Genomic DNA, 24,269 nt, shown 5'->3' with positions numbered 1-24,269 from the left:
CGGTTCCACCCTACTTGGCTTCTTCCGGCAGGCCGCCGTCCGAATGCCCTCTTTCCTGAACAACACGCACTCCGGAGCGCCTGTCATCTGCGTCGTCCGGCCGGGCTTGCACTGCCCCCGGCTCGCTGATCGGATCTGCCGCAGATACCTTCTCCATCATAGTCCGTTATACATATTGATTTATTTTATTCTTCAGGAACGGGTTTGTCAACTCCCGGGTTCAGCCTCATGAAGGAATTCATGTTCTAGACACGTTCAGGACTCAGGACTGCTTGTCAGCCGAAACAGGCTTGCTGCTGCCTTCCGCTTGAGGATCTATGTTCTGCCCCTGCTCGATTTTGCGGGTCTGCTCCGGAGAATTGTTCTCCGGGTTTTGCTTGTCCCGTTCATCGGGATTTCCTGCATTGATTTGGTTCGCCATGCCGGCCACTCTCCTTTTGAACGTTGATTGTCCCGTATCCGGCCATCAACGGCCTCGGGTAAAGATGCTTACCCTATCAAGAAAAGGTTCAAGCAAGCCGTGCACCATTATGCCATTAAGCGTCCTCCGGATCCACCGCTTCCTCGCCGCCGGACGGCGAAGCTTCAGACGGACTGTCCTCGGCAGACTCGGGCGCTGGCATCCGCCGGCGCGGAACGGCCGGCGCCGCCGGATCCGGAGCGAACCGCTCCAGCGAATCCAGGAAGGAACGCGATTTCAGCCGAAGATCGAGATGCGTGTCCATCAGAACGCGCAGCGCCGTCTTCAGCTGCTTGCTCGTTTCGGGACGAACCTGGATATTGCCGAGCCTGCGCATGTCGATAGCCGACAAGAGCCGAAGCAGCCGCAGCGTCCCCTCCTCGAGCGGAATCGCCCGCGGGTCCCTGCCATGGCAGCGGCGGCAGAGAATTCCGCCCCCATCCGCACTGAGCCGGAACGGTCCCTGGTCCGATCCGCAATTGATGCACTGAAACAGCTGCGGGCCGTATCCGGCTGCTTCGAGAATTTTCATTTCAAACAGATGAATGACGACCGCCGGATCCTTCCCTTCCCGAAGCCCGTCGTAGCAGGCCTTGAGCTGATGGAACAGATAGGCTCCGGCCTCTTCGTCCTGGAAGGCTCTGTCGCACAGCTCGGCCGCATACGCGGCATAAGCCGACAAATCCAGATCCTCCCGCAGCCGATGGTTTGATTCCATGATCTCCCCGGCATTCAACGTTCCCAATCCCGCATTGCGAAAAAAAACGAATTCCCCATATGTAAACGGCTGGACGAGCGATGTATGCCGGCTTCTGACCTTCTTCGCTCCCCGCGCCATGACCCCGACCTTGCCGACCGTATCCGTCAGCAGCGTCACGATCTTGTTGCCTTCCCCGTAATCCGTGCTGCGGATCACAATCCCTTCGACTCGGTACAGCATGGACACCATCCCCTTTCGCCCATCGGAGGGAATCCTCGGACTCTCCGCATGCAAAAGGTCCGGAGCGCTCGCTCCGGACCTGCTCATGCTGCCGGAAGTCAGAAGATGGCAGCCTGCTCCGCCTCTCCCGTTTCTTCGGCAGCTTCCGCCGCGGCGGCCATTCCGGCTGTGCCGGATGCCTCGCGAAGCTGATCCACTTCCTTGTAAAGCAGAAATGACTCTACATCACCGGTCCGCGCAAAATAGGTCCACGAAAAATCCCGCATGAAGCAACACCCTTTCGCCTCTCGAAGTGGAAAACGCCCCCGCAGGCGTCGTCCTCTTTAGAATGCGATAAAGGAGCGTCGGCTATGCTGACAATTCCATGCAGGAATTCATTCGCTGCGATAGCCGAGGTCCTTGAGCACGCGGTCCTGGTTGCGCCAGTCCTTCTTGACCTTGACCCACAGCTCCAGGAATACCTTGGAGCCCAGCAGCGCTTCGATATCCCGGCGCGCGCGCTTGCCGACTTCCTTGAGCATCGCGCCTTGCTTGCCGATAATGATGCCTTTCTGCGAATCCCGCTCGACGAAGATGACGGCTCCGATCTGAACGACGCCGTTTTCCTGGACTTTCATGTCCTCGATCGTGACGGCGATGGAATGCGGCACTTCTTCGCGCGTCATCTGGAGAATCTTCTCGCGCACCATTTCGGCGCAGACGAACTGTTCCGGGTGGTCGGTGACCTGATCGGCGGGATAATATTGCGGTCCCTCCGGCAAGTAGCGCTCCAGCTGCTCCAGAAGCCGGTCGACGTTGCTGCCTTGAAGCGCGGAGATCGGAACGATCTCGGCAAAATCGTACAGGTCCTTGTACTGGACGATCGTCTCGAGCAGCTTCTCCGGCTCGACCTTGTCGATTTTGTTCAAGATCAGAAATACCGGCGTTTTGACCGATTTCAGCCGTTCGATGATGAAACGGTCGCCGCCGCCGATTCCTTCGGAGACGTCGATCAGGAACAGGACCGCCTCGACCTCGGACAGCGCTCCTTCGGCTGCCTTGATCATATAGTCGCCCAGCTTGGATTGAGGCTTATGGATGCCTGGAGTGTCCAGGAATACGATCTGCGAGCCTTCGCGAGTCAGCACGCCATGGATCTTGTTGCGCGTCGTCTGAGGCTTGTCGGACATGATCGCGATTTTTTGTCCGATCATATGGTTCATGAGAGTCGATTTGCCGACATTCGGACGGCCTACGATCGCGACGAATCCCGAGCGGAATCCTTTATTTCCCTTGCCGGTGCTATCGGGACCTTTGCCTGCTGCTCCACCTGCCATCTTAGTTGTCCTCCTTCTTGTTCCGGCTCTCTTCCAGAGAGAAAGCGCCGGGCAGAAGCTCGGCAACCGTCATGACGCTTCTGGAGCCGGACAGATTGGTCATGATGACCGGCATGTCCGGAGCGCACAGCTCCGACAGCACTTGGCGGCATACGCCGCATGGCGAGATCGGCCCCGGCGTATCGCCGATGACAAGAATCGCCTTGAAGCTTTTCGGCGCGCAGCCGTCGGCGACGGCGCGGAACAACGCGGTGCGCTCCGCGCAGTTGCCGGGGCTGTAGGCGCCATTTTCAATGTTGCAGCCAAGATGAATATGGCCATGCTCATCGAGCAACGCGGCTCCGACCTGAAAATGGGAATAAGGTACGTATGCCCTGCTCATCGCTTCGCGCGCCGATTCATACAGCTGCTCACTCAGTTGCTCAATTACCGGATCTGCCTTCATCTAGCTTCCTAATCTCCTTATGGGGGAATATAACCCCGGTTCTTCTTATGTCACGAGCAGCCGCCACAGCGGCGGCCCCATGATGATGATGCCGACCGCCGCTGCCGCTGCCGCGCAGACCAGCACCGCGCCGGATGCCGTATCCTTCGCCAGCTTGGCCAGCGGATGAAGCTCGCCGCCGCAAGCCAGGTCGACCGCCCTCTCGATGGCGGTATTGATCAGCTCCGCTGCCAGCACGAGGGCGGATACCAGCAGCAGCAGCGCCCACTCCGTCCGCTTGAGTCCAAGGCAGGAAGCCAAGGCCATCGCCAGCACGAACATGAAGAGATGCGCTCTCATGTGACGTTCGGTGCGAACCGCATGGCCGATGCCCGATCCCGCGAGCCCCAGGCTGGCAAGAAAGCGTCTCATGTCCTTCTACGTCCGGGGGAGGCCGGCCTTCTGCAGGACGGCTTCCTGCTTGGCCGTCATGACCGTCTCCGCTTCCTCGTCCTGATGGTCGTATCCGATCAGGTGAAGGAAGCCATGCACGAACAGAAAGCCGATCTCCCTCTCCAGGGAATGTCCGTATTCCTCCGCCTGGCTCCGAGCCGTCTCGACGGATATCACGATATCGCCAAGCGAGTCCGGGTAAGGCAGCGGCTCGCTCTCGTCCTCGACCTCGAATACGATTTCCGGCTCGTCCTCCCCATCCTCCTGCATGGCGAAGCTGAGAACGTCCGTCGGACGGTCGATGCCGCGGTATTCCTTGTTGAGCTCATGAATGCGGGCGTTGTCCACGAACGTGACGACAACCTCGCCCTCCGTCATTCCCTCGGCTTCTCCTGCAAGCTGCAGCAGCTGCTCCAGCCTCTGTCCCCACTCCGCGGGGATATCGAACGCTTCCTGCTCGCTGCTCCATTCCAATTTCAGACTCATGCCAGCTTCTCCTTTGGTTTCACGTCTTCCGGGTATTCTATCCGCGAGTGGAAGATGCCGATGACAGCTTCCTTGAGCGTCTGGGCGATCCGGTCCAGCTCCTTGAGCGTCAGGTCGCATTCATTGAATTGATTGTCGTCCAGCCGGCTCTTGATGATTTTGTGTATCATCGACTCGATGTTCTCCATCGTCGGGTTGCGCAGGCTCCGTACGGCGGCTTCCACGCAGTCGGCGATGCCGACGATCGCGGCCTCCTTGGACTGCGCCTTCGGCCCCGGATACCGGAAATCATCCTCCGTGAAGGCGATTTCCTTTCCTTCCGCCTCCGCTTCCTTGACCGCCTTGAAATAAAAGAACTTCAGCGACGTCGTGCCGTGATGCTGCTCCGCGATATCGCGGATCGGCTTCGGCATGTTGTGAGCCTTCAGCATTTCCACTCCGTCTCTGGCATGCGCCGTAATGATCGACTTGCTCAGCTTTGGATCGATGGAATCATGCGGATTGTCGATGTTCGTCTGATTTTCGATGAAGTAGTTGGGCCGCTTGGTCTTGCCGATGTCGTGATAGAACGACCCTACCCGGCATAACAGCCCGTCTGCCCCGATCGCCTCCGCCGCCGCCTCCGACAGGTTGCCGACCATTACGCTGTGATGGTACGTACCCGGAGTCTCCGTCAGCAGCTTGCGGAGCAGAGGATGGTTCGGATTCGAGAGCTCCACGAGCTTCAGCGCGGACAGGATGCCGAACGTAAGCTCGAAGAACGGCATCAGCCCGATGACGAGCACGGCGGTGACGAGTCCGCTGCCGAAGGCAAAGCCGAGCGAGTACAGGATGTCCTTGCGCTCCGGCAGATCGCCCAGCAGGAGGATCGCCAGTACCGACACCGTCCCGAACAGGCTCGCCATGATGCCCGCCTTCAGAATCGTCGAGCGCTGGCTCGCGCGGTGAACGCTGAAGATCGCGCTGAACGAGACGACGCTGATGACGAAGCCGTACCGGAAGTCGAACAGCGTGTTCTGGTCGGCGTTGAAGATGACGCTGCCCATGATGGCGAACAGGAATGAGCTGACGATCGCCAGCTGCTTGTCGAGCAGCAGCGTGATGAGCATCGTGCCGACGGCTGCCGGAGCGATGTAGGCCGCGTAAGGCATTGAAGCCGACTGCGTAAGCCCCGCTGCCTGCATCAAGGCTAGATTGAGCAGATTGATCAGCCACAGCATGAATAGATGCATGTTGTTGTAGCGGGGCTTCACGCCGCTGATGCTGCCGGACTGCTGCAAGTAGACCATGATCATGAGCACGAACAGGACGCTCGCCAGCAAAAGCCCAAGCTGCGGCCAGTAGGTGCGCTGCCCGCCGAGCATGCCCGCTCCCGCCAGCATGTCGTATTTCTCCTTGCCGACGACCTCGCCTTTCTTGACGATGATGCCGCCTTCCTTGATCATGACGGGGGTCGTGTTCTCTCTCGCGAGATTCCTGGCTTCCTCGGTCGCCGCGTTGTCCGGGAACTTGTTCGGCATGAGCGACATGCGGGCGAGCTCCTGCACGATCTCGCGGGTCGTGCGCTGCGTGAGCGAGCTGGCGTTCACGAGCTCGGCCACCTTGGCGCGCGCCGTCTCGGCTTCCCGGATCGGATCGGCCGACAGCTTGCGGACGACGGTCACTCCGACCTGCCTCATCTCCGCGATCTGGGCCGAGGTCAGGCTCGGAAGCTTGTAGAACACTTCTGCAGGGACGGCGTAGGCTTGCGCCTTGGCGGCTTTGGCCATCTCCTCCAGCAGCGTATCGCTGATTCCCGGCTTGCCTTGGTTCAGGCGGCTGAACTCGTCCAAGTATTCGCTGTAGTAGCTCGGGATTTCGCTCCGGTAGATGTCGATCTTGTTGCTTTCGGTGACGCCCTCATCCTGATTCAGCAGCTCGATCCGGTTGAACACCCGGTTGAGAATGGAATCCGGCTTGAGCGGCAGAGAGCTGGAGATCGGCTCCACCGACTCGGCGGCCTGCTCCTGCGCCCGCTTCGTGGCGATCTTGTCCTCCACGGTTTTGGAAGCGACGATGTCGCGGTCGCTTGCTTGATCCAGGGTGATGTTGTACGTCTCCGGAACAAGATGCGGGGACAAGTTGAAGTAGAACAGCAGCACGAACAAAATGCAGAGCCCCGTTCGAATTACTGGGCTCTGCTTCCATTTATAGATCCATGAAGGCTGCTCAGCCGGATTCCGGCTGTCTTCCCTTTTCCGGTCCATGCCGCCAACAGTCCTCTCTATGCTTGGATTTCAGCATCCTCATTGTAGGCCATGATGATTTTCTGCACAAGGGAATGCCGGACGACATCCTGCTCCACGAATTGGATGAAGCCGATCTCCGGAATGTCCGTAAGGATGCGCTGCGCTTCCTTGAGACCGGATTTCTTGCCTCTCGGAAGGTCGATCTGGGTGACGTCGCCCGTTACGATCATCTTGGATCCGAAGCCAAGCCGCGTCAGAAACATTTTCATCTGCTCGGGAGTCGTATTCTGGGCCTCGTCCAGAATGATGTAGGAGTCGTCCAAAGTCCGTCCGCGCATGTACGCGAGCGGCGCGATCTCGATGATTCCCCGCTCGAACGCCTTGGCGGTCGCCTCCGGCCCCATGACGTCATGCAGAGCGTCGTAGAGCGGGCGCAAATACGGGTCCACCTTCTCCTGCAGGTCGCCGGGAAGGAAGCCGAGATTCTCGCCCGCCTCGACGGCAGGACGGGTAAGCAGAATTCTTTTGACCGCGCCTTCCTTCAGCGCAGCGACAGCCATGACGACAGCCAGGTAGGTTTTGCCCGTGCCGGCCGGTCCGATGCCGAACACGACGTCCCTGGCCTTGATCATCTTGACGTAATGGCGCTGGCCCAAAGTCTTGACCCGAATCGGCTTGCCGCGGAAAGTCGTCGTCAGCTCCGTCTTGAACAAGTCAAGCAGCTGGTCGGCTTCAAGCGTGCGGGACAATTCGAAAGCGTACATGATATCTCTCTCGCTCGGGGTGTAGCCCCCTCGAAAGAGCTGAAGCAGGACGGAATAGAGCTGCTCCAGGGAATCGACCTCTTCGGCCGGCCCGCTGATGACGACTTCGGCATCGCGGGACCGGATCTGCGAGGACGTCAGAGCTTCAATCATTCTCAAATAGTGATCGCGGGGACCGAACAAAGCAAGCCCTTCCGCAGCGTTGTCTAACACGATCTTGGCGGTTTTCGTCTCAGTTGGCAAGCGTTCCTCATTCTCCTTGCATCTGAACTAGTGGCATTTCCTTCACGATCGATTGGTCCACTTCCAACAGAACTTTCATATAAACTTTACCATTGTCCGTCTTCTCATGCAAAATTTTTTGCTCCTTCACGACAGCATCCGCCCCCGCCTTCGACATCAGATCCGCTTTTGCTCTCTCTATGCCCGCCTGCACGGCCTCCTCCCGGGTAAGCGTCTTCTCTTCCACCCGGGTTTCCATGACCGTCTCCTTGAGCCGTCCTGCCGGCAGCCTCAGTCCCCGCCAGCCCAGATTCTCCAGCTTCTCCTGCGTCTGCGACTGGGCAAAGGGGTTGGCTCCGAACCCGCTCACCTGCAGCGCCCTGCCGAACAGGACGACCGACCATTTTGTCTTGCTCTCCCCGGTATAAACATGGGTCTGGATGCTTAGCGGAGAAACGATCGCATATTCATGCCAGACAAGGCCGCGCACCTCTCCATCGGCAACGACGGTAGCCGTATTGGGCGGTTCTCCGATCGTACCGGAAATCAAGGTCTGGCCCTTCTTCACCTTGGTATTGACTCGGACGACCGGCCTTCCCTTATCGGCGATGATGCGGGTCACGACCGCATCCGAGGATGCGATGATATGGCGCGGGCTGTTCAGCTTGGCGGCATCGGGACGCTTGGACTCCACCACCTGGAAAATGATTCTTGTCCCTTTTTTCTCCACGCCGATCCATGCCGCATCCGGCAAGCGCGCCGACAGCTTGGCCGCCAGCAGGCTGGGCTCGGGAAGCTTCCAGGACCATTGGAACGGATACACCCCTTCCGCCTTCGCCGCGGCAAGCAGATCCTCTTGCTTGATCCGCTCCGTCCCCCGCACCTCGATCGTCCATACCAGAGAAGAGAGCAGGAACATCGTCGCGAAAAAGAGGACGATGCCGGCCGCAAAAAACTTGCGCTTCGCCGCTTTGCGAAGCCAGAACGGCAGCCCCCGCCGCCGCGTCACATGAATCCGGCAGCCCGTCCGCTTCAAATACGGCTTCAGCCGGAAGAAGTCCGGCACCTGCACGGCAAACTCCATTTCCTCCGGGCTTGTCCGCCGGATCGACCACAGCGCCAGCCCGTCCTTCAAGCAGTCGTTGACGAGCTCTTCCTGGGCGCCACCGCGCAGCCGCACCGTGACGATTCCCCGCAGCCGCGGCAACCATCCCTCATTCATCGTTTTCCCTCCCCGTCCTTCAGGTTTACGGAAGTGATTCTGCCCTCGATGAACACCTCTTCCGTCCAGATCGTACGGATGATGAGGTCCATCCCGTTGACTTCGAGCTCTCCCTTGCTGAGCTTGAGCCTAAGCTGCTCCGACGAGAAATGAATCACGCCGCGGTGGTTTTCAATATAAAGCTGACGGTCCCCGATCATGATCATCCGGGGAAGATCATAGGCCACATCCTGGGGCAGATCGAGGATATCGGCCGTCCATTTGCGCATTCTTCGGCTCAGCTTGCCCATTGAGGTGTCCATTCTCCCTCCGTACAGCTTTTCTCTGCAAGGACATCGGCTTCGCCGCCGGCAATAAGGGCGGAAGGCCGCTGCTTTGCGAAGAGTAGAACAGAATGCCTGCATCCATCCGCTGTCTTTTCTTCTTAAAAAGTATGCAGGGAGCGGCCCGATTATGAACGGACGAGAGCGGCTTGGAGACATGTTGCCGGATCAGTTCGAAGGCCGGGGCGGCGCATCTCGCGAGCTTTGCTCCGCAACGGTGCGATGACGTTCATCCCTTGTCCATGGCAAAAAGGCCGCAGCATGGATGTTCTCCATGCTGCGGCCTTAGACAGGACATCAAGCTGAACGGCTTAGCGGCGGTAAGGCTTGCGGGAGCGCGGCGGTCCGATGATTTCGGCCCACAGCACCGCCTGTCTTATCTCTTCCCCTGTCAGGCCGGAAGCGCGCGCGGCCTCAGCTTCGGGAGGCGAAGCCTGCTGCTGGCGCAGCGGCTGACGCCTGGAGCTGTCCATGCTCCGGTCGTCGAGCTCGCCTCTGCGTACGGAAGGCAATGCTTCGGGAAAAGCGGGAGCATCTGTCCAGGGCTCCGCCCATTCGGACGATCTCCCTTCGCCGCCGCTCAGGCCTTCACCGCCGCTCAGGCCTTCCTCGGAAGGCTCCATGGAGCCCGTACGGCGATCTGCGGCACGTCCGAGCGGGCCGGCGGACGATGGACGAGCGGAAACTGAAGGCGGACGGGCCGGCCCCGGAACGGGGGGTTCCGGACGCTGTGCCGGGACCTCGGTGCGCTGCAGGGGACCCGATGTGCGCTGCGGCATGCCGCCCCCTCCGAAATCAGGCATTCCCGACGGCCTCCGCTGCGGTCCGGGACCAGGCCCGGCGCCTGGCTTCGCCATTTTGCTGAAAATCGACCAGATGACGCCGCCGACAATAAAGACGAGATAAATGTGCTCTACGATAAAGCGGATCAAAGCTTCGATTGGATTGTTGTCCACGGGCAGGTACCCACCTCCTCTGGAAGAAAAGCAGGCATGGGATCAGCGGTCCTGCTTGCCGTCGCCCGCTCCGCCTTCCGGTTTTGCGATGCTGCCTCTCATTTGGGTATCCGCTTCGATATTTTTGAGGTTCATGTAATCCATCACGCCGATTTTGCCTGACTTGAGGGCATCGGCCATGGCGAGCGGAACCTGCGATTCGGATTCCACGACGCGGGCTCTCATCTCGACGACCTTCGCCCTCATTTCCTGCTCCTGGGCAACCGCCATCGCGCGTCGTTCCTCCGCCTTCGCCTGGGCGATGCGCTTGTCGGCTTCCGCTTGCTCGGTCTGCAGGTTCGCCCCGATGTTCTTGCCTACGTCGACGTCCGCGATATCGATCGACAGAATTTCGAAAGCCGTTCCGGCGTCAAGGCCTTTGCCGAGCACGGTGCGGGAAATTAGATCCGGATTCTCCAGAACGTCCTTATGGGAATTCGAGGAGCCTACGGTCGTAACGATGCCCTCGCCGACACGGGCGATGATCGTCTCTTCGCCAGCGCCGCCGACGAGGCGCTCGATGTTGGCGCGCACCGTTACGCGGGCTTTGACTTTCACTTCGATGCCGTCCTTGGCGACAGCAGCGACGGTAGGCGTTTCAATGACTTTCGGGTTGACGCTCATCTGCACGGCGAGAAGCACATCGCGGCCGGCCAGATCGATGGCGGCGGCGCGGGCGAATTCGAGCTCGATATTGGCGCGCTGCGCGGCAATGAGGGCATTGACGACACGGTCGACGTTGCCCCCGGCCAAGTAATGGCTCTCGAGCTGATTGATCGACAGGCCGAGACCGGCCTTCGTCGCCTTGATCATCGGATTGACGATCCGGCTCGGCGTTACGCGGCGCAAGCGCATCGCGAACAGCGTGAGGATCGAGATCCGCACGCCCGAAGCGAGCGCCGAGATCCACAGCATGACGGGAAAGAAACTCAGAAACAATGCGATGACGACGATAACCACAATTGCGGCAATTACATACCCTACGGAACTATAGTCCATTCCATCGACTCCTTTATTGGTCGTTATTCGTTGATTCCTTGACGATGACGCGGGTGCCTTCGACGCGCGATACCCGAACCGCGGCGTGCTGGGCGATGAACTCGCCGGAAGTCACGACGTCGATTCTTTCCCCGCCAATCTCTACGATTCCTGCAGGACGAAGCGGAGTAATGGTAATGCCGCGCTGTCCCAGCAGCTGCTCCTTGGAGGCGGCGGGCAGAAACCCTTCCTCGGATGTAAGTCTGTCCCGCAGAACAAACCGGTTCCATATGCCCCGGTCCCTGAAACGCCGCGCTACAGCGGTTACAACAATGACCGCGAGGGCAAGCGCGGTAAGCATGCAGACGACCGCGGTGAAGCTGTCCTCGAAGCTCATCAGAACCGCTCGGAACAAAGCCAATGCTCCCAGTATGCCCAAAATGCCGAAGCTCGGCACGAACAGCTCGAGCGCCAGCAGCAAAACGCCTAGAATAAAGAAGAAGACGTCATAACCGTCGCTGTATCCCGCCTGATGGGCACCAAGGAAAAAGAGTCCGAATGCCGCGATGCCGATCAGGCCCGGAGCAGCGAAGCCCGACAGCAGCAGCGCCAGCATCGTCCCGGCAAATCCGATGAAGAGCAGGATCGCCGCCACCGCTGGACTCGACAGCCAGCTGCCTGCCGGCTCCGCCTGGGCACCAAGGAGCATGCCGGATTCCGACGCAAAGCCTTGGGACGGCAGCAAGAGCAGCCCTGCCGCAGTTAGAGCCATCATTTTCTTGAACCCGGAGAAATGAGAATGGCCGGACTCCTTTGCCTTTTCGTCTCGAAATCTTGATTCGATCGCCTGCCCTGCTTTTTTTCCTATTCCCACTGAAACACCCCCTTGTTTCAATTGGTAACCTTTTATTCGTATACCTTTTACATACGTTGGCCGAATGCGGTTGGTTTCGCTTAAATTCGGCGCAAATACCGCTATAAGTAGCTGTATGGCGTGCATGAGTCCCGCATGACAAGCATTTCCCCGTTGAAACCAAAAAACACTCCCCGGAGGGGAGTGTCTGAGTGGTCCGAGTTAGGGCAGAAATTGCAGTACCGTTTGGTTTACTAGCTTACCGTCAGCGCGTCCCTTGACCTTAGGCATAAGGGCGCTCATGACTTTACCCATCTCGGCCTTGGAAGAAGCACCGGTTTCCTGGATGGTCTGCTCTACTATTGCTTTGATTTCTTCTTCGGTCAGCTGCGTGGGAAGGTAAACACTAATAATATCAATTTCTGCTGCGACATCTTTTGCAAGATCTTCGCGGCCCGCTTTTTGAAATTCTTGGAGGGAATCTTTACGCTGTTTGATCTCACGACTCACAATGTCAAGAACCTCTTCGTCTTCAAGCGGACGCTTGAGGTCGATCTCCAGGTTCTTCACTGCGGCGCGCACCATTCGAATCGTAGTGAGTCTGAACTTGTCCTGATTCTTCATGGCTTGCTTCATATCGTCGTTCAATCGTTCGCTCAGGTTCATATCGGAAGGATCCTCCTAAAACTTTCTCTTACGCGCAGCCTCGGATTTTTTCTTGCGCTTAACGCTCGGCTTCTCGTAATGCTTGCGCTTCTTGACCTCTGCAAGGACACCGTCCTTAGCAATGGAACGCTTGAAGCGGCGGAGTGCAGCATCGATGGTCTCATTTTTGCGAACTTTCGTTTCAGACACTTGTTATCCCTCCCTCCGAAACAGACGGTCCAGAGCATGAACACGGCTTATCAATCTTCATTATAATTCAAAGAGAAAGCCGGTGTCAACTCGAGTGTCCTTCCACCAAAGCGCCTAATTTGCGGCCGCCAAGCAGATGGAAATGCAGATGGTAAGCCGTCTGCCCTCCGTCGGCGTTGCAGTTGTTGATCAGACGGTAGCCCGACTCGTCGATGCCCTCTTCCTTGGCAAGCGACGCGGCCGTCTGGACCAATTCGGCGATGAGCCCTCCGTCCTCGGGGAGCACGTCGTTCATCGTCGGTATATGGCGTTTGGGGATGACCAGAATATGTACGGGCGCCGCAGGCATGATATCGCGGAAAGCAAGAACATTGGCGCTTTCATAGACTTTGGTGGAGGGAATGGTTCCTTCAACGATCTTGCAAAATATACAATCGCTCACAGCTCCCGACAGCTCCTTCGTCTCCAGACCTTGATCCCCCTATTGTAGCGCAAAAGAGGCTTGCCGTCTAATGAAGTTGAGAAGCTTTTTCGGGAACGGCATGCGGCCTTTCTCCTCCGCAATCCATGCCGGCCCCATCGGGCCTCCCAAGGCTCGTCCTTCCATGCCGGAGAAGAAGCGCGAAGCCGGCTTGGGGCGGCTTCGCGGCCGTTGCGAACGGAATGCCGGAGACTACAGGAAGGGCAGCAGCGTAATGCCGGCAAGGGCAGCCAGCGGGAATACGGCGCGCGCGAAGCGGCGGCGCGGGTAGTATGGATATGGATACAGCGGCGGATAAGGTCCGAAGCCCGGCCCGAAGCCCGGTCCGAATGCGCGCGGATGGACTTCGCCCATGTCGCATGGGATGGCAAGGCAGACATACTCGTCGTCATAATGCTCGATGAAGCCGTCGCAGCACCAGCCGTCTTTCGTGTGGGCAAGAACGTACCGGTATTTGTGGTTGTCGCAGAAATGCTTCATCTCCGGCTTTTCCATGACCAGCACGTTGATCGTCGTATTCATGACCGGCGGAGCCGCCGGCATCGGCGCTGGAATCGACGGCTCCGGCATGACGGGCATCGTAGACGGCTTTGCGGCCGGCGCCGTGGAAGGCTTGGCGACCGGTGCCGTGGAAGTTTTATGATGCGCGGCGGGCAGCGTCGTCGCAACAGGATTGACAGGTTCCAAAGAAGACCAACTCCTCATAGGTTCTGCCTTATCCTATGCAGCCCATGGGCGGATGGTTGTTTGTCCCGATAAATTAGATAAATGAAGAGAAGCGCCGGAAAAAAAGTGCGGCAGCTGCGGCCGTCGACATGCAGTCCGCCTGGCGCGAGAGGCAAAAAAAAGAAAAGCAGCCTGAGGGCCGCCTTTCCGCGAAGAAGCCGAGCATGGCGATCAGCTTTTCAAGTATGCTTCCATGACGTTCAGCATTTGCAGGCAGATGTCGGGCCAGCCTTTCTCGGCTTGAATCGTCAGAGCGCGTTCCTTGCTGTCGATCGAAAAGTCGACGCCCCCGAGCAGCCGGGCCAGCTCCTTAGCCGTCTGCGCAAGACGGGCTTTGTCCTCCTTGGTGCCGGAGACGATAACCTTGCCGGCCTTTTCCACGAACGCAGCGGCCGACTGCTTGTAATCCGCCGGCCACTTGGAGGCGTCCGCGCTGTATTCCTCGCCTCTGTCCATCAAAGTCAGGAGCGAACCGGACTGTCCCAGGAAAAAGGCGCCCGCATCATAGATGGCCCGGTCTTTGTCCGCTCCGCTTTTCTCTTCCATCGAAGGGAGCAGAGCCGCGAGATTCGACAAAGCCTGGCTCGTCCCGCCCATGCTTTGCAGGATCGTCTTTCCTTTGTCCACGCGGTCCCGCTGCTTGTCTTGAAGATGCAGGGAGAATAAGAACACGTTGCCGATGAGGCTGGCCGTGAGCAGCACGAGCGTCACGGCGAGCGCATAGGAGCGCTTGGTCGTTTCCGGTGGCGATGATGCTTCCAACAAAATCATTCCTTTTCGTCAGGAGTCAGCTGAACGGCCTCGCGGCTGTCCAGGAAATAGATGTGAAGCTCATCGACGGGCCTGCCGAGCGCCGCTTCGATTGCGGAGGCGTACAGCTCCAGCTGGAAACGGTGCTTCTCGGCCGCTTCCGATGCGCCGCCGACCAGACGGTCGGTTTTGTAATCGACGAGGATGAGCCTCTCCCCTTCCTCGAACAGACAGTCGACGACGCCTTGGATCAGCACGGGCTCGCCGGCCTCCGATGCGCTCGTGCCGGGATATACGCGCGCTGCGGGAAGCGTGCTGCTGAACGGCACTTCGCGCCGGACTTTGGACGAGCGCAGCAGCCTCTGGCCGAGGCTTCCCTCGAAGAAAGCGACGACCGAAGCCGTATCGGCGGCAGAAGCCTGTTCCTCGGTCAGGATCCGCTTCCGGACAAGCTCGGCTACGGTATCCTCCACCGCCGCTTGATTGATGCTGCCGGCCAGCGGCAAGTGCTGCATGACCGTATGGAGGACGGTCCCCTTTTCGGCTGCCGTCAGTTTTTTGCGTTCCATGAACTGAGGCCTGCGGAGTCGGAAGGAGGAGCCCTCTGTCCGCGGCTGCGCGCTGCGGCTGACGCCATGGGAGCCGAGAGCCTCCGGCACAGCCGGAAGTCCGTTCTTGTCGACGAAAGGACCTTCCTCGTAAGCAGCGGAGTCTTCCGTCCGGTAGGCTTCTCCCCTCATGCGCTTCATTTCCGTCACGGAGGTTTTGGCCGCTATGCGCGATGCCTCTCCATACGGGTATTCCCATGAAAGCCGCCGCTCCACTTCGGCCTCCCAGCCGCCGGCCGCGATCGGAATCATGCCGAGCACCGCCTGCAGCTCGTCCGGGTCCGGTCCGGCCGAGCCGGAGTCGGCGGCTGCGGCCGCCTCGGAGCCTAGCGTGTAATACGGCACGACACCAGCTTCCCATTCCTCGAAGCCGTTCCGGCCTTGAAGCGGCTTGCCGGCAGGAGCGGCGGCCTCGGCGGCTCCATCGGAGCTGGCGGCCGGTTGGTCTGCAGCCGCAGATTCCGCAGCCGGCTCCAAGCCGCCGGCATGCGGCTCGCGGGCGGTCGATCCGCACGCCGCTCCTTCAGAAGCTGGCGGGGATTCGCCGTCCGGGCGGTCTCGAAGCTCCCGCTCCGTTTCCTCCGGCGCTGTCCTCTCCGCCTCGGCAAGCGGCATGGCGGCGATATCCATCATGCCCGCTCCGGCCAGAGGTCCGAGCCAGTCCAGAAAACGGCGCGCGGAGGCGATCCGATAATCCGACAGCCGGCCGGATTCGTCCAGCGCCGATGCCCACCGTTCGGTTGTCTTCGCGGCATCGTCCGTCGTGCCGACGAGAATCATCTTCTCCTTGGGGCGGGTGAGCGCCACGTACAGGACCCGCAGCTCCTCCGCCTGCATCTCCATTCTCATCCGGCGGCGGATCGCCAGGCACGGTAGAGTCGGGTAGGAGAGCCTCAGGTCCGGATCGATGAACTTCGGACCAAAGCCGAGCTCCTTATGCATGAGGAACGGCGCGCTCATATCCTGCTGGTTGAATTTCTTGCCCAGTCCAGCGACGAAGACGACCGGAAACTCCAGTCCCTTGCTTTTATGGATGGACATGATCCGCACGACGTCCTCGCCCTCACCGAGAGCGCCGGCCGTGCCGAGATCCCCGCCGTTCTCCCGCATCCGGTCCATGAAGCGGAGGAAGCGGAACAGTCCCCTCGCGGTGCCCGCCTCGAACTGGCGCGCCCGGTCGTGCAGCGACCTCAAATTCGCTTGACGCTGCATGCCCCCGGCAAGACCGCCCGCCCAATCATAATAACCGGTCTCGCCGTAGATGCGCCAGATGAGGTCGGCCAGGCTGCCCTGGCGGGCAGCGTCCCGCCACTCGTCCAGCTTGCCAAGGAACAGCGACAGCTTGCGGCGCAGTCCTCCTTCCGTAAGCAGGTCGTCGGCTGCCTTGACAACCGCTTCGTAGAAGTAGCCTTTGCCTCCCCCGATCCGGATTCCGGCAAGCTCCTCGGCGTTCAGCCCGAACATCGGCGAGCGGAGAAGCCCGGCGAGCGGAATATCCTGATAAGGATTGTCCACGACCCGCAGCGCCGAAAGCATGACCTCCACCTCGACGGCGTCGAAGTATCCGCTGCCAAGCTCGGCGTAAGCGGGAATACCGGCAGCCTGCAGCTCCTCCATCAAGATGGGAGCCCAGGCTTTCGTCGCCCTCAGCAAAATGACGATGTCCCTCCAGGCAAGTCCCCGCTTGCCCTTGCGGTCATGAACGGCGAAGCCTTCTTCCCGCAGCTGCCGGATGCGTCCGGCGATATAGCGGGCTTCCAGCTGGGCGGTCTGCAGGTCGGCCGCTTCTTCCCGCTGCTCCGCTTCCGGCGATCCTTCCGCCTGCTCGGCCGGAGCTTCGCGGACGCTGCGCCCGCCGGTGCCTTCCCGGTCGATCAGCGCGAATTCGATCCGGTTGGCGCGCGGAGGATCCGGGTCGGGATACGTTGCCCCCAGCACCAGCTCGGCGGCTTCATCGTATTCCATCTCCGCCACGGATTCCCTCATCAATGCCTTGAAAACCGCATTCACTCCGTCCACGACCTGCAGCCGGCTGCGGAAATTCCGGGCCAGATCGATCCGGCGCCCGGGAGCCCCCGCATCCGTGCCTGCCGCCTCTGCCTCGCCGAGTGCCTCCGTTCGCCGGGCAGGCCGGAACAGACGGTATTTCTCCAGGAACAGATCCGGCTCGGCCAGGCGGAACCGGTAAATGCTCTGCTTGACGTCCCCGACCATGAAGCGGGTGCCGCCTTCTCCTTCTCCGGCGACTCCGGTCAGCAGCTCGACGATGGATTCCTGGACCCGGTTCGTATCCTGGTATTCGTCCAGCAGCACCTCGCGGAATTGCTTGCGGTAATCGAGCGCTGCGGCGGAAGGCAGATTGCTGCCCGGCCTGGAGTCGTCCGCCCGCAGAATCTGCAGGCAGTAATGCTCAAGATCCCCGAAGTCGAGAAGCCCCTTCTTCCGCTTGGCCAGCTGATAGCGCCCGTCGAACTCGATGACGAGCTCCGCCAGGGCGCGCATGAGCGGCGCCAGCTGCTCCAGCTCGGCCGCATACTGCTTGGCCGAGCGGCTGAACAGCTCCTTGCCGAGCTCATCCACGAGCGAGCGCGCTTCGTCCCGAAGATCCTTGACCCGCTCCTGAAGGCTTTTGTCGGCGTCGCCGCCTCGAACGGACTTGAGCCTGCCGAAGCCCCCCGCCAGCTGCCAGGCGTCCCGCCACTCGTCCCAAGGACGGGTTGCGACCGCTTCCGTCAGTCCGGCGACCAGACTCAGATCCTCCCGCAGCGTGTCGGCATAAACGGAAGGCCCTTCCGGCAAGAGCGCCATCCGAAGCGCTTCCTGAAGCGCAAGCCTGGCGCCGCCCAGCGCGAGCGCGATATCCGCCTCCAGCGCCGCGACCCAAGGGCTGCCCTGCAGCTCTTCCGGTCCGCCGGCGGAAAAAGCGGCCGCCATCGCACGGAGCCAATCATCCGGCCAAGGCTGCGACCGCGAGAAGTCGTAGAGCTGCTGGACAAGCCGGTACAAGGGCTCGTCGCCCTTCTCGCCGCCGTAGCGGTCCGCCAGGCGGAGGAAATCCCCGTCGCCGCCGGCATCTCCGGCATAACGCTCCTCGAACAGCTCGTCCAGCACTTCCAGCCGCAGCAGCTCGGCCTCCGTCTCGTTGGCGACCCGGAATCCGGGATCAAGGCCGATCAGCGGATAGTAACGGCGGATCACATCCAGGCAGAAGGAATGCAGAGTCGTGATGGATGCCCTGCCGAGCAGCGCCAGCTGACGCCGCAGATGCTCCGAGGACGGATCGCGTTCCAGAGCGGCCTCCAGAGCCGTACGGATCCGCTCCTTCATCTCCGCCGCGGCCGCCTTGGTGAAGGTGGCGACGAGCAGCCGGTCCACGTCGGTATCCTCCGATATGATGCGGATGATCCGCTCGACGAGAACGGCCGTCTTGCCGGAGCCGGCCGCGGCCGCGACGAGCACATCCTCGCCGCGAGCCGTAATGGCCCGCCACTGATCGTCGGTCCAGGTCGATCCTTCCGGTTTGGGAATGCAGCCTTCCATCGCCATCTTCAACTCCTCCTTCCATCTCCATTTTCATCCCGATCCGCCGTTCCTTTCAACGGGCTCATATCCCCGGATACCCTGTCCCGAGATGCGGGATCCATATCCCGGGGTGCGGATTGCATATCCCCGGGTGCAGGATCCATATGCAGGGGTTCGGAATTCATATCCGCGGCGCAAGCCGGCTCCGCCTGGGCTTCCGCCAGCTCCTCGAGCGACCGCCACACCTCTTCCTTGCCCGGAGTCCCGAGCTTCAGGTACTCGTTGGCCTCGTTGAGCGGGTCGAACTGGCATACCGGACGGTACGAGCAGAACTGGCAGGGCGTCTTGGAACCGAGGCGATAAGGACGGATGGCGATCTCTCCGTCCTTGACCGACTGTCCGATCGTCGCGATCGTGCGCCGCACCGAAGAGCGCAGCAGCTCCCACTGTCTTCCCGACGCCAGAGCCGAATCGCTGAGGAAGGTCCCGTCTTTCTTGAAGCCCGCCGGAAGCAGGTCGGAACGTCCTTCCATCGCGCCGTCCATCATGCGCACCGTGTCCGCGTCGTCGAGCAGCAGTCCGCGCATCTTGAAGCGCTTGAGCAGCATCGCCGCCGCTTCGTCCGGCTCAAGCCCCGACGGAACGCTGAGCACGGGATTATGAACGTGGAAATACAGGACGCCTGCCGGCTGCGCAGCGGAGCCCAGCCATTTCTCGGCATGCGTGAGCAGGACGTCCAGGTAGGTGAGCATCTGCAGCGAAAGGCCGTGCGAGACTTCCTCGAGGCGAAGCTGGGTCGCGCTGGACTTGTAGTCCAGCACCCGCAGCAGCAGGCCCTTGTCCGATCTGGCCGCGTCGACGCGGTCGATCCTTCCGATGATGCGGATGCTGCCTCCGTCGGGCAGCTCGATATCCAGCGGCGGCAGCGTGCCGTCCGGCCCGAAGTCCACTTCCAGCCCGACCGGCTGGAACTCCGCCCTGCGCGCATGCTCTCCCAGCACGACGGCGGCGCGGCTGACGATGTCCTTCAGCTTGCCGGCGATATACCGGTAGCGCCCGCTGCTGAGCAGAATTTCCGATTGCAGGCGGGGCGACAGCTCCTCGACGACCCGCCCGGATATCGCCTTGATCTCCTCGCTGCCCGCCCTGCCCCAGCCTTCGCCCAGCTCCGTGGCGACTCGGCTGAGCGCCGCATGGAACAGCTGGCCCATATCGGGCGCCTGAAGCTTGTACAGCTTGCGCTCCTTGAGCCCGAGGCCGTGAATCGCAAAATGCTGGAACGGGCAGGAGACGAACCTCTCCATCCGGGTGACGCTCGCCGTCAGCCGGCTTCCGTACAGCCGGTCCGCAGTCCGCCTGGTCAGCGCCGCCTCCTGGTTGGCGTAGCTCAAGGAATCCAGCATCGCCTGCAGCCTGGATTGCCACTGCGGCCGGACAGCGAACCAATTGTACGCATCCCGCCACAAGCCGGAAAGCTCTCCCCCTTCCATCCAGGAACGGATTCTCGGCATCAGGTAGGAGAGCGCGCGCTGCGGCAGCTCCATGTACTCGAGCAGCTCCCGCTCTCCCTCGTCCTTCTCCGGAAAGGCCGCCGCAGGACGGGATTCCAGCCAAGGATACAGCTTTCTCAAATGCCGGACATATTCGGAAGGATAGAGGCCCTTGCCTTCCTCGTCGGCTAGCGGCCAGCTGACCCAGAGCCCTTCCGAAGGAGACAGGAACGCCCTGTAGATCAAATAACGTTCATCGAGCAGCTTCCTTCTCATGCCGGGAGCCATCTCAAGCCCCAGGTCGCCGAGCGATTCCCGCTCCCTCTCGGTCAGCACGCCGTCTTCCTGCATGCGCATCGGCAGGACGCCGTCGCTCGCGCCGAGCACAAAGCTGAACCGGACATCTCCCGTCCGCGTCCGATCCATCGTTCCCACGACGACCTGATCCAGGGAAGGCGGCACGGCGGACAGCTTGAGGCTCTCCAGTCCCGTCTCGACCATGCCGGCGAACAAGTCCGCCGGCACCTCCTCTTCTCCCGCCATCTCCACCAGCTGATCCAGCAAGCTCATGACGCCGTCCCACAGCTGCCGGTGGATGCGGGCGGAGCCCGGCCTTCCTTCGGCCAGATCGCTCTCGCTGCGCCGCTCCAGCCTGGATGCGGCTCCAGACCGGTCCAGGAAATCGAACAGAGCCTCGCACATGCCCCGTATCGTCCCCGCCTTGGCAATCGCCCGCTCGAGCCTCGCCAGAGGCGAGACAAGCTCCTTGCGCGCCTTCAGCAGATCCTCGAATTCCGCCAGCCTGCGGGCATCAGCCTCCGCCGGCTCGTCCTCCACTCCGCCGCGCAGGAGAGGCTTCCAGCCCTTGGGGCTTTTCCACTGCCGTCCCTCGATGCCGGCGGCAAGAACGTAGTTTTCCAGCCGGTCGTAGCGCTCGCGGTCCATCCTGCCGTCCTCGGGAAACAGCATCTCCGTCTTGACGCAGCGGAAAACCGCTTCATGCTTCCAGCCGTACAGGACCGTCTCCAGAGCGGAGCGAATGAATTCGGACAATGGATGATGGAGGACGTCCTTGCTCTGATCCATGAAGAAGGGAATGCCGTAGTCCGTAAATACGTTATGGATGGCATCGTTGTATTCCGCGCTTTGCCGCACGATGACCGCCATTTCCCGCCAGCGCGCGCCCTTCTCCCGCGTCAGCCGGAGCATCTGCCTCGCGGCCGCCTCGACTTCCGCCCTGCGGTTCGCGGCTGCCGTCAGGACGACGGCATCGGCAGCCCCGGCCGATTCGAGATTCGGCATCGGGCTCCACCAGCCGAAGTTCTTCTCCAGATGGGCCAGCATGCCGGCCCGCTCATATCGCGGCGGCGCATCGGCAGGCAATGCGGCTGACGGATCGATCGGAACCGACAGCTCCTCGCTCAAAGCGCGAAGCCGGATATACGTATCCGCCGCCGGATGAAAGAGATCGAGCTCATGCGGACGGACGCCGTCGTCATAAGGCCTGTCCAGGCAAAGGGTTACCGTCACCTGCTCCGCATGCCGCAGCATGGATCCGAGGGCAGACAGCTCGTTCGGCGTGAAGCCGTTGAAGCCGTCCACCCAGATCCGCGCTCCGCGCAGGGAGCCGCAGTCTCCGAAGCCTTCCGCGAGATGGAGCAGATGATCCTCGTCGTCCATATACAGCCCGGCAAGCTCTCCGTCCAAGGCGCCGTAAATCAGGGACAAATCATGCAGCTTGCGCGAGAGCAGCGAGGCAGGGCCGCTCTTCGGCCCGTCTCCCAGCCTCGCCTCGATGTCGGCGGGACGGATTCCGTACCGCTTCCACTCCGTCAGCAGCTCGCCGAGCTTGCCGATGAAGCCTTGCTGGTCCGTGCCTCCCCGGAACAGCAACAGGTCGGAGGACAGCCGATGGACAATTTTGTGGAGAAGCATGTTCTTGCCGTTCTCGCCGACCGGGATGATCGCCGCCCCGCCCGTCTCCTGCATGACGCGCAGCGCCAGCCTGCGGAAGCTGAGCACCTGGGCGCGCAGGCTCGAGCGGATCGAGCCGCTGCCGAGCAGAGCGTATTCCGTCTGGAACGTCGCTTGCTCCGGAGTCAGCAGGATCAGCGGCGGTCCTCCGGGATCAGCGGCCAGCAGCGCCCGGATTTCGTCCAGGCAGGCCGAAGTCTTGCCGGTACCCGCTCTTCCTGTTATGATGCGAAGCCCCATGGGCCGAACCTCCTTGTACGGCTGTATTCGCGCCTGCAGCCATAGCTGCCGCGGCCGAGCGATATGTGAGCAGCCATAGCTGCCGCTGCCGAGCTACTTGAGCACCAGCCTCGTCCGGCTGTGCCCTTCCTTCGTCTTGCTCACTTCCAGCACGGCCGGGAACGCGTCCTTGAGCTCCTGGACGTGGGAGATGACGCCGATCATCCTGCCCGCCCGCTGCAGGTCCGCCAGAGCTGCGATCGCCCTTCCGAGCGATTCCTCGTCCAGCGAGCCGAAGCCTTCGTCGATGAACATCATCTCGATGGAGACCCCTCCCCGATGGGCCTGGATGACATCCGTCATGCCGAGAGCGAGCGCCAGGGAGGCGTTGAACTTCTCGCCGCCCGAGAGGGATTTCACGTCCCGGTTCTGGCCTGTGTAGCTGTCGTAGACGTCGAGGCCGAGGCCGCTTTGACGCCCTCTCGCCTCGAGCCGGCCGCTGCGCTCCAGCATGAACTGTCCGCTCGACAGCACCCGCAGCCGTTCGTTGGCGGCGTACAGGATCTGCTCCAGAAACTCGATGAGGATATACCGCTCGAAGGACATCTTCAGCACATTGTCGCCCTTGAGCATCTCGTGCAGATCGGCCACTTCCTCCAGCGCCCGCTCCGAATCCTCGAACCGGAGCGATGCCTCGCCGACCGCCGCCTTGAGAGAGGAGGCGGTCTCCGCGAGCTGCCTGCAGCGGCGCCAGCGGTTGTCCGCCTCCTCGCGGACCGCCTTGAGGCGATCCGCTTCGGCGGCCAGCTCCGCCGCATCGCCGCGCACGCATCCCTCCAGCTCCTTGCGCAGCTCGGCGACAAGCCGCCGCTGCGCGGCAAGCTCCGTCCGGTACGCTTCGAGGACGCGCGCCCCCTGCTTGCGCAGCTCCTCGTCCAGCCTTGCCTCCAGGTACTCGGCGCCGGAAGCGAAGCCCGCCGCCTCCAGCTCGAGGCGGAGACGCTCCGCGGCGTCTTTGCCGGCTGCGGCCGCTTCTTCGGCCTGCACGGCCAGCTGATCCAGGCGGGCGCGCGCCTCGGCAAGCCGGGACGAGCCTCCAGCCAGCCGCTCCCGCGCCGCCTTCAGCAAGCTGTCCATCCTGGCGCAGCGCGCCTCCAGCTCGGCCGCCATCTTCTCGAGCGCCGCCGCGTCGCGCAGCGGCTCCGGCACAGCTTCGAGCTCCGCATCCAGGCGGGAGCTCCGGGCGGCTATGTCCAGCGCCAGCGGCTGCAGCTTCTGCAGCAGCCTCTCCTTGGACGCCTGCAGCTCTTCCAGACGGCGGTCGCGGGCAGCGAGCGCCTCACGGAGCTCCTGCCGCTGCGTCTGCAGCGCTGCCAGCCTCTCGCATTCCGCCTTGAGGCCGAGCCCCTCGGCCAAAGCCTCCTGCAGCTGCAGGTCGAGCCGGTCATGGCCGATTCCGAGCGCATCCGCCTGTTGCCAAGCTTCCTGGCCGCGGCCTCGGGCCGCAGCCGCTTGCGCGGCTGCGGCGCTGAGCTCTCTTTCGACATGGAGCAGCCTCTCCTTGGCTTCCTGCAGCTGCTCGCGGCTTACGCCGCCGTCCGCGGCGGAAGCGGGAGCGGGATGCTCCGCGCTGCCGCATACCGGGCATGGCCGACCGTCATGCAGATGCGCCGCAAGCCTGCCCGCCTGCCCTTCGATCCAGCGCAGCTCCAGCTCTTCCGCATCGAGCCGCAGCCGCTTCGCGGCTGATTCATGATCCGCCTGCTCGCGTTCCAGCTCCGCCGCGAGCCGCTCGGTATCGGCCATCAGCTTCAGCAGCTTGTATTTCTCCTGCATGAAAGCGCGCCGCTCCTGCATCTGAGGCAGACGCTCCGCATCAAGCTCCAGCGCGCTCATCACGTCGGCCTGCGCGCGGCGCTGGATGCGCTCCTGCTCCAGCTCGGAGGCAAGCCGCTCCGCTTCGCGGCCAAGCCTCGCCTC

The 24,269-nt window shown here is 61.5% G+C and carries 23 protein-coding genes; 1 reads left to right on the top strand and 22 read right to left on the bottom strand.

Translation table 11 applies throughout. The annotated features are described in order from the left end of the window. Positions 1-262 precede the first annotated feature (262 nt). The 18 genes from PHU01S_RS25815 to PHU01S_RS14630 form a co-directional block, all read right to left on the bottom strand. A complete protein-coding gene (locus PHU01S_RS25815) occupies positions 263-421 on the bottom strand; it encodes a hypothetical protein (protein WP_021877521.1) in 159 nt (52 codons plus the stop codon). Positions 422-536: 115 nt separating this feature from the next. Continuing rightward, positions 537-1,400, bottom strand: a complete 864-nt coding sequence (gene recO, locus PHU01S_RS14710) for a DNA repair protein RecO (RefSeq protein ID WP_069202439.1) — start codon at positions 1,398-1,400, stop codon at positions 537-539. Positions 1,401-1,498: 98 nt separating this feature from the next. After that, complete coding sequence (locus tag PHU01S_RS14705; protein ID WP_083436658.1) at positions 1,499-1,666, bottom strand: YqzL family protein; 168 nt, start codon at positions 1,664-1,666, stop codon at positions 1,499-1,501. A gap of 108 nt (positions 1,667-1,774) precedes the next feature. Continuing rightward, positions 1,775-2,716, bottom strand: a complete 942-nt coding sequence (gene era, locus PHU01S_RS14700; protein WP_048749906.1) for a GTPase Era — start codon at positions 2,714-2,716, stop codon at positions 1,775-1,777. A gap of 1 nt (position 2,717) precedes the next feature. After that, positions 2,718-3,161, bottom strand: coding sequence for a cytidine deaminase (gene cdd, locus PHU01S_RS14695; protein WP_048749905.1), 444 nt, complete (start codon positions 3,159-3,161; stop codon positions 2,718-2,720). 45 nt (positions 3,162-3,206) lie between these two features. Then, positions 3,207-3,572 (bottom strand): diacylglycerol kinase, encoded by a 366-nt coding sequence (locus tag PHU01S_RS14690; protein ID WP_021877524.1) that lies wholly within the window; start codon positions 3,570-3,572, stop codon positions 3,207-3,209. Positions 3,573-3,578: 6 nt separating this feature from the next. After that, positions 3,579-4,079: an rRNA maturation RNase YbeY gene (gene ybeY / locus PHU01S_RS14685; RefSeq protein WP_127508181.1), complete on the bottom strand. Its 501-nt coding sequence runs from the start codon at positions 4,077-4,079 to the stop codon at positions 3,579-3,581. Continuing rightward, on the bottom strand, positions 4,076-6,325 hold the full coding sequence (locus tag PHU01S_RS14680; RefSeq protein ID WP_049867682.1) for an HD family phosphohydrolase: 2,250 nt from the start codon (positions 6,323-6,325) through the stop codon (positions 4,076-4,078). The genes ybeY and PHU01S_RS14680 overlap by 4 nt, the downstream gene beginning before the upstream one ends. A gap of 17 nt (positions 6,326-6,342) precedes the next feature. Then, entirely contained in the window at positions 6,343-7,314 is a 972-nt protein-coding gene (locus tag PHU01S_RS14675; protein WP_021877527.1) for a PhoH family protein, read from the bottom strand. Between the two features lie 7 nt (positions 7,315-7,321). Beyond that, positions 7,322-8,515 (bottom strand): sporulation protein YqfD, encoded by a 1,194-nt coding sequence (gene yqfD, locus PHU01S_RS14670; RefSeq protein WP_049867683.1) that lies wholly within the window; start codon positions 8,513-8,515, stop codon positions 7,322-7,324. Beyond that, positions 8,512-8,805 carry a sporulation protein YqfC gene (yqfC, locus tag PHU01S_RS14665; RefSeq protein WP_048744633.1) on the bottom strand — a complete coding sequence of 98 codons (294 nt, stop codon included), beginning with the start codon at positions 8,803-8,805 and terminating at the stop codon, positions 8,512-8,514. Before yqfC ends, yqfD begins: the two co-directional genes overlap by 4 nt. Positions 8,806-9,149: 344 nt before the next feature. Further along, on the bottom strand, positions 9,150-9,794 hold the full coding sequence (locus PHU01S_RS14660; protein WP_049867685.1) for a hypothetical protein: 645 nt from the start codon (positions 9,792-9,794) through the stop codon (positions 9,150-9,152). Between the two features lie 42 nt (positions 9,795-9,836). Further along, positions 9,837-10,832: a flotillin-like protein FloA gene (floA, locus tag PHU01S_RS14655; RefSeq protein WP_049867686.1), complete on the bottom strand. Its 996-nt coding sequence runs from the start codon at positions 10,830-10,832 to the stop codon at positions 9,837-9,839. Between the two features lie 13 nt (positions 10,833-10,845). Continuing rightward, the gene (locus tag PHU01S_RS14650; RefSeq protein ID WP_164763075.1) at positions 10,846-11,586 is read right to left on the bottom strand and encodes an NfeD family protein; all 741 of its coding nucleotides are present in this window, start codon (positions 11,584-11,586) and stop codon (positions 10,846-10,848) included. Positions 11,587-11,886: 300 nt separating this feature from the next. Continuing rightward, complete coding sequence (locus PHU01S_RS14645) at positions 11,887-12,330, bottom strand: GatB/YqeY domain-containing protein (RefSeq protein ID WP_021881737.1); 444 nt, start codon at positions 12,328-12,330, stop codon at positions 11,887-11,889. Positions 12,331-12,345: 15 nt separating this feature from the next. Then, entirely contained in the window at positions 12,346-12,519 is a 174-nt protein-coding gene (gene rpsU / locus PHU01S_RS14640) for a 30S ribosomal protein S21 (protein WP_005547957.1), read from the bottom strand. An 85-nt stretch (positions 12,520-12,604) separates the two neighbouring features. Continuing rightward, positions 12,605-12,961: a histidine triad nucleotide-binding protein gene (locus tag PHU01S_RS14635; RefSeq protein WP_049867688.1), complete on the bottom strand. Its 357-nt coding sequence runs from the start codon at positions 12,959-12,961 to the stop codon at positions 12,605-12,607. A 231-nt stretch (positions 12,962-13,192) separates the two neighbouring features. Continuing rightward, positions 13,193-13,522, bottom strand: coding sequence for a hypothetical protein (locus tag PHU01S_RS14630; RefSeq protein WP_246029241.1), 330 nt, complete (start codon positions 13,520-13,522; stop codon positions 13,193-13,195). Here PHU01S_RS14630 and PHU01S_RS26350 point away from each other — a divergent pair. Continuing rightward, positions 13,494-13,643, top strand: a complete 150-nt coding sequence (locus PHU01S_RS26350; protein WP_218032455.1) for a hypothetical protein — start codon at positions 13,494-13,496, stop codon at positions 13,641-13,643. The two genes, PHU01S_RS14630 and PHU01S_RS26350, sit on opposite strands and share 29 nt — an antisense overlap. A 254-nt stretch (positions 13,644-13,897) precedes the next feature. On the opposite strand, the gene PHU01S_RS14625 is transcribed toward PHU01S_RS26350, so the two are convergent. From PHU01S_RS14625 to PHU01S_RS14610, 4 genes are all read right to left on the bottom strand, one after another. Continuing rightward, positions 13,898-14,488, bottom strand: a complete 591-nt coding sequence (locus PHU01S_RS14625) for a hypothetical protein (RefSeq protein WP_164763074.1) — start codon at positions 14,486-14,488, stop codon at positions 13,898-13,900. A 5-nt stretch (positions 14,489-14,493) separates the two neighbouring features. Beyond that, a complete protein-coding gene (addA, locus tag PHU01S_RS14620) occupies positions 14,494-18,630 on the bottom strand; it encodes a helicase-exonuclease AddAB subunit AddA (protein WP_127508174.1) in 4,137 nt (1,378 codons plus the stop codon). Between the two features lie 2 nt (positions 18,631-18,632). Further along, positions 18,633-22,310, bottom strand: coding sequence for a helicase-exonuclease AddAB subunit AddB (addB, locus tag PHU01S_RS14615; RefSeq protein WP_127508172.1), 3,678 nt, complete (start codon positions 22,308-22,310; stop codon positions 18,633-18,635). A 93-nt stretch (positions 22,311-22,403) separates the two neighbouring features. After that, positions 22,404-24,269: SbcC/MukB-like Walker B domain-containing protein (locus PHU01S_RS14610; RefSeq protein ID WP_281279795.1), on the bottom strand; the 1,866-nt coding region annotated here is incomplete at its 5' end.

It is taken from the genome of Paenibacillus humicus NBRC 102415 (genome assembly GCF_004000905.1).
Classification (GTDB): domain Bacteria; phylum Bacillota; class Bacilli; order Paenibacillales; family Paenibacillaceae; genus Paenibacillus_O; species Paenibacillus_O humicus.
This window is presented reverse-complemented; position numbering and strand designations above follow the sequence as displayed.

Coding starts and splice junctions, on each gene's coding strand:
- PHU01S_RS25815 (WP_021877521.1), bottom strand. CDS start 421: ATGGCGAACCAAATCAATGCAGGAAATCCCGATGAACGGGACAAGCAA.
- recO (WP_069202439.1), bottom strand. CDS start 1,400: ATGCTGTACCGAGTCGAAGGGATTGTGATCCGCAGCACGGATTACGGG.
- PHU01S_RS14705 (WP_083436658.1), bottom strand. CDS start 1,666: ATGCGGGATTTTTCGTGGACCTATTTTGCGCGGACCGGTGATGTAGAG.
- era (WP_048749906.1), bottom strand. CDS start 2,716: ATGGCAGGTGGAGCAGCAGGCAAAGGTCCCGATAGCACCGGCAAGGGA.
- cdd (WP_048749905.1), bottom strand. CDS start 3,161: ATGAAGGCAGATCCGGTAATTGAGCAACTGAGTGAGCAGCTGTATGAA.
- PHU01S_RS14690 (WP_021877524.1), bottom strand. CDS start 3,572: ATGAGACGCTTTCTTGCCAGCCTGGGGCTCGCGGGATCGGGCATCGGC.
- ybeY (WP_127508181.1), bottom strand. CDS start 4,079: ATGAGTCTGAAATTGGAATGGAGCAGCGAGCAGGAAGCGTTCGATATC.
- PHU01S_RS14680 (WP_049867682.1), bottom strand. CDS start 6,325: ATGGACCGGAAAAGGGAAGACAGCCGGAATCCGGCTGAGCAGCCTTCA.
- yqfD (WP_049867683.1), bottom strand. CDS start 8,515: ATGAATGAGGGATGGTTGCCGCGGCTGCGGGGAATCGTCACGGTGCGG.
- yqfC (WP_048744633.1), bottom strand. CDS start 8,805: ATGGGCAAGCTGAGCCGAAGAATGCGCAAATGGACGGCCGATATCCTC.
- floA (WP_049867686.1), bottom strand. CDS start 10,832: ATGGACTATAGTTCCGTAGGGTATGTAATTGCCGCAATTGTGGTTATC.
- PHU01S_RS14650 (WP_164763075.1), bottom strand. CDS start 11,586: ATGATGGCTCTAACTGCGGCAGGGCTGCTCTTGCTGCCGTCCCAAGGC.
- PHU01S_RS14645 (WP_021881737.1), bottom strand. CDS start 12,330: ATGAACCTGAGCGAACGATTGAACGACGATATGAAGCAAGCCATGAAG.
- PHU01S_RS26350 (WP_218032455.1), top strand. CDS start 13,494: ATGACCAGCACGTTGATCGTCGTATTCATGACCGGCGGAGCCGCCGGC.
- PHU01S_RS14630 (WP_246029241.1), bottom strand. CDS start 13,522: ATGAATACGACGATCAACGTGCTGGTCATGGAAAAGCCGGAGATGAAG.
- addA (WP_127508174.1), bottom strand. CDS start 18,630: ATGGCGATGGAAGGCTGCATTCCCAAACCGGAAGGATCGACCTGGACC.
- addB (WP_127508172.1), bottom strand. CDS start 22,310: ATGGGGCTTCGCATCATAACAGGAAGAGCGGGTACCGGCAAGACTTCG.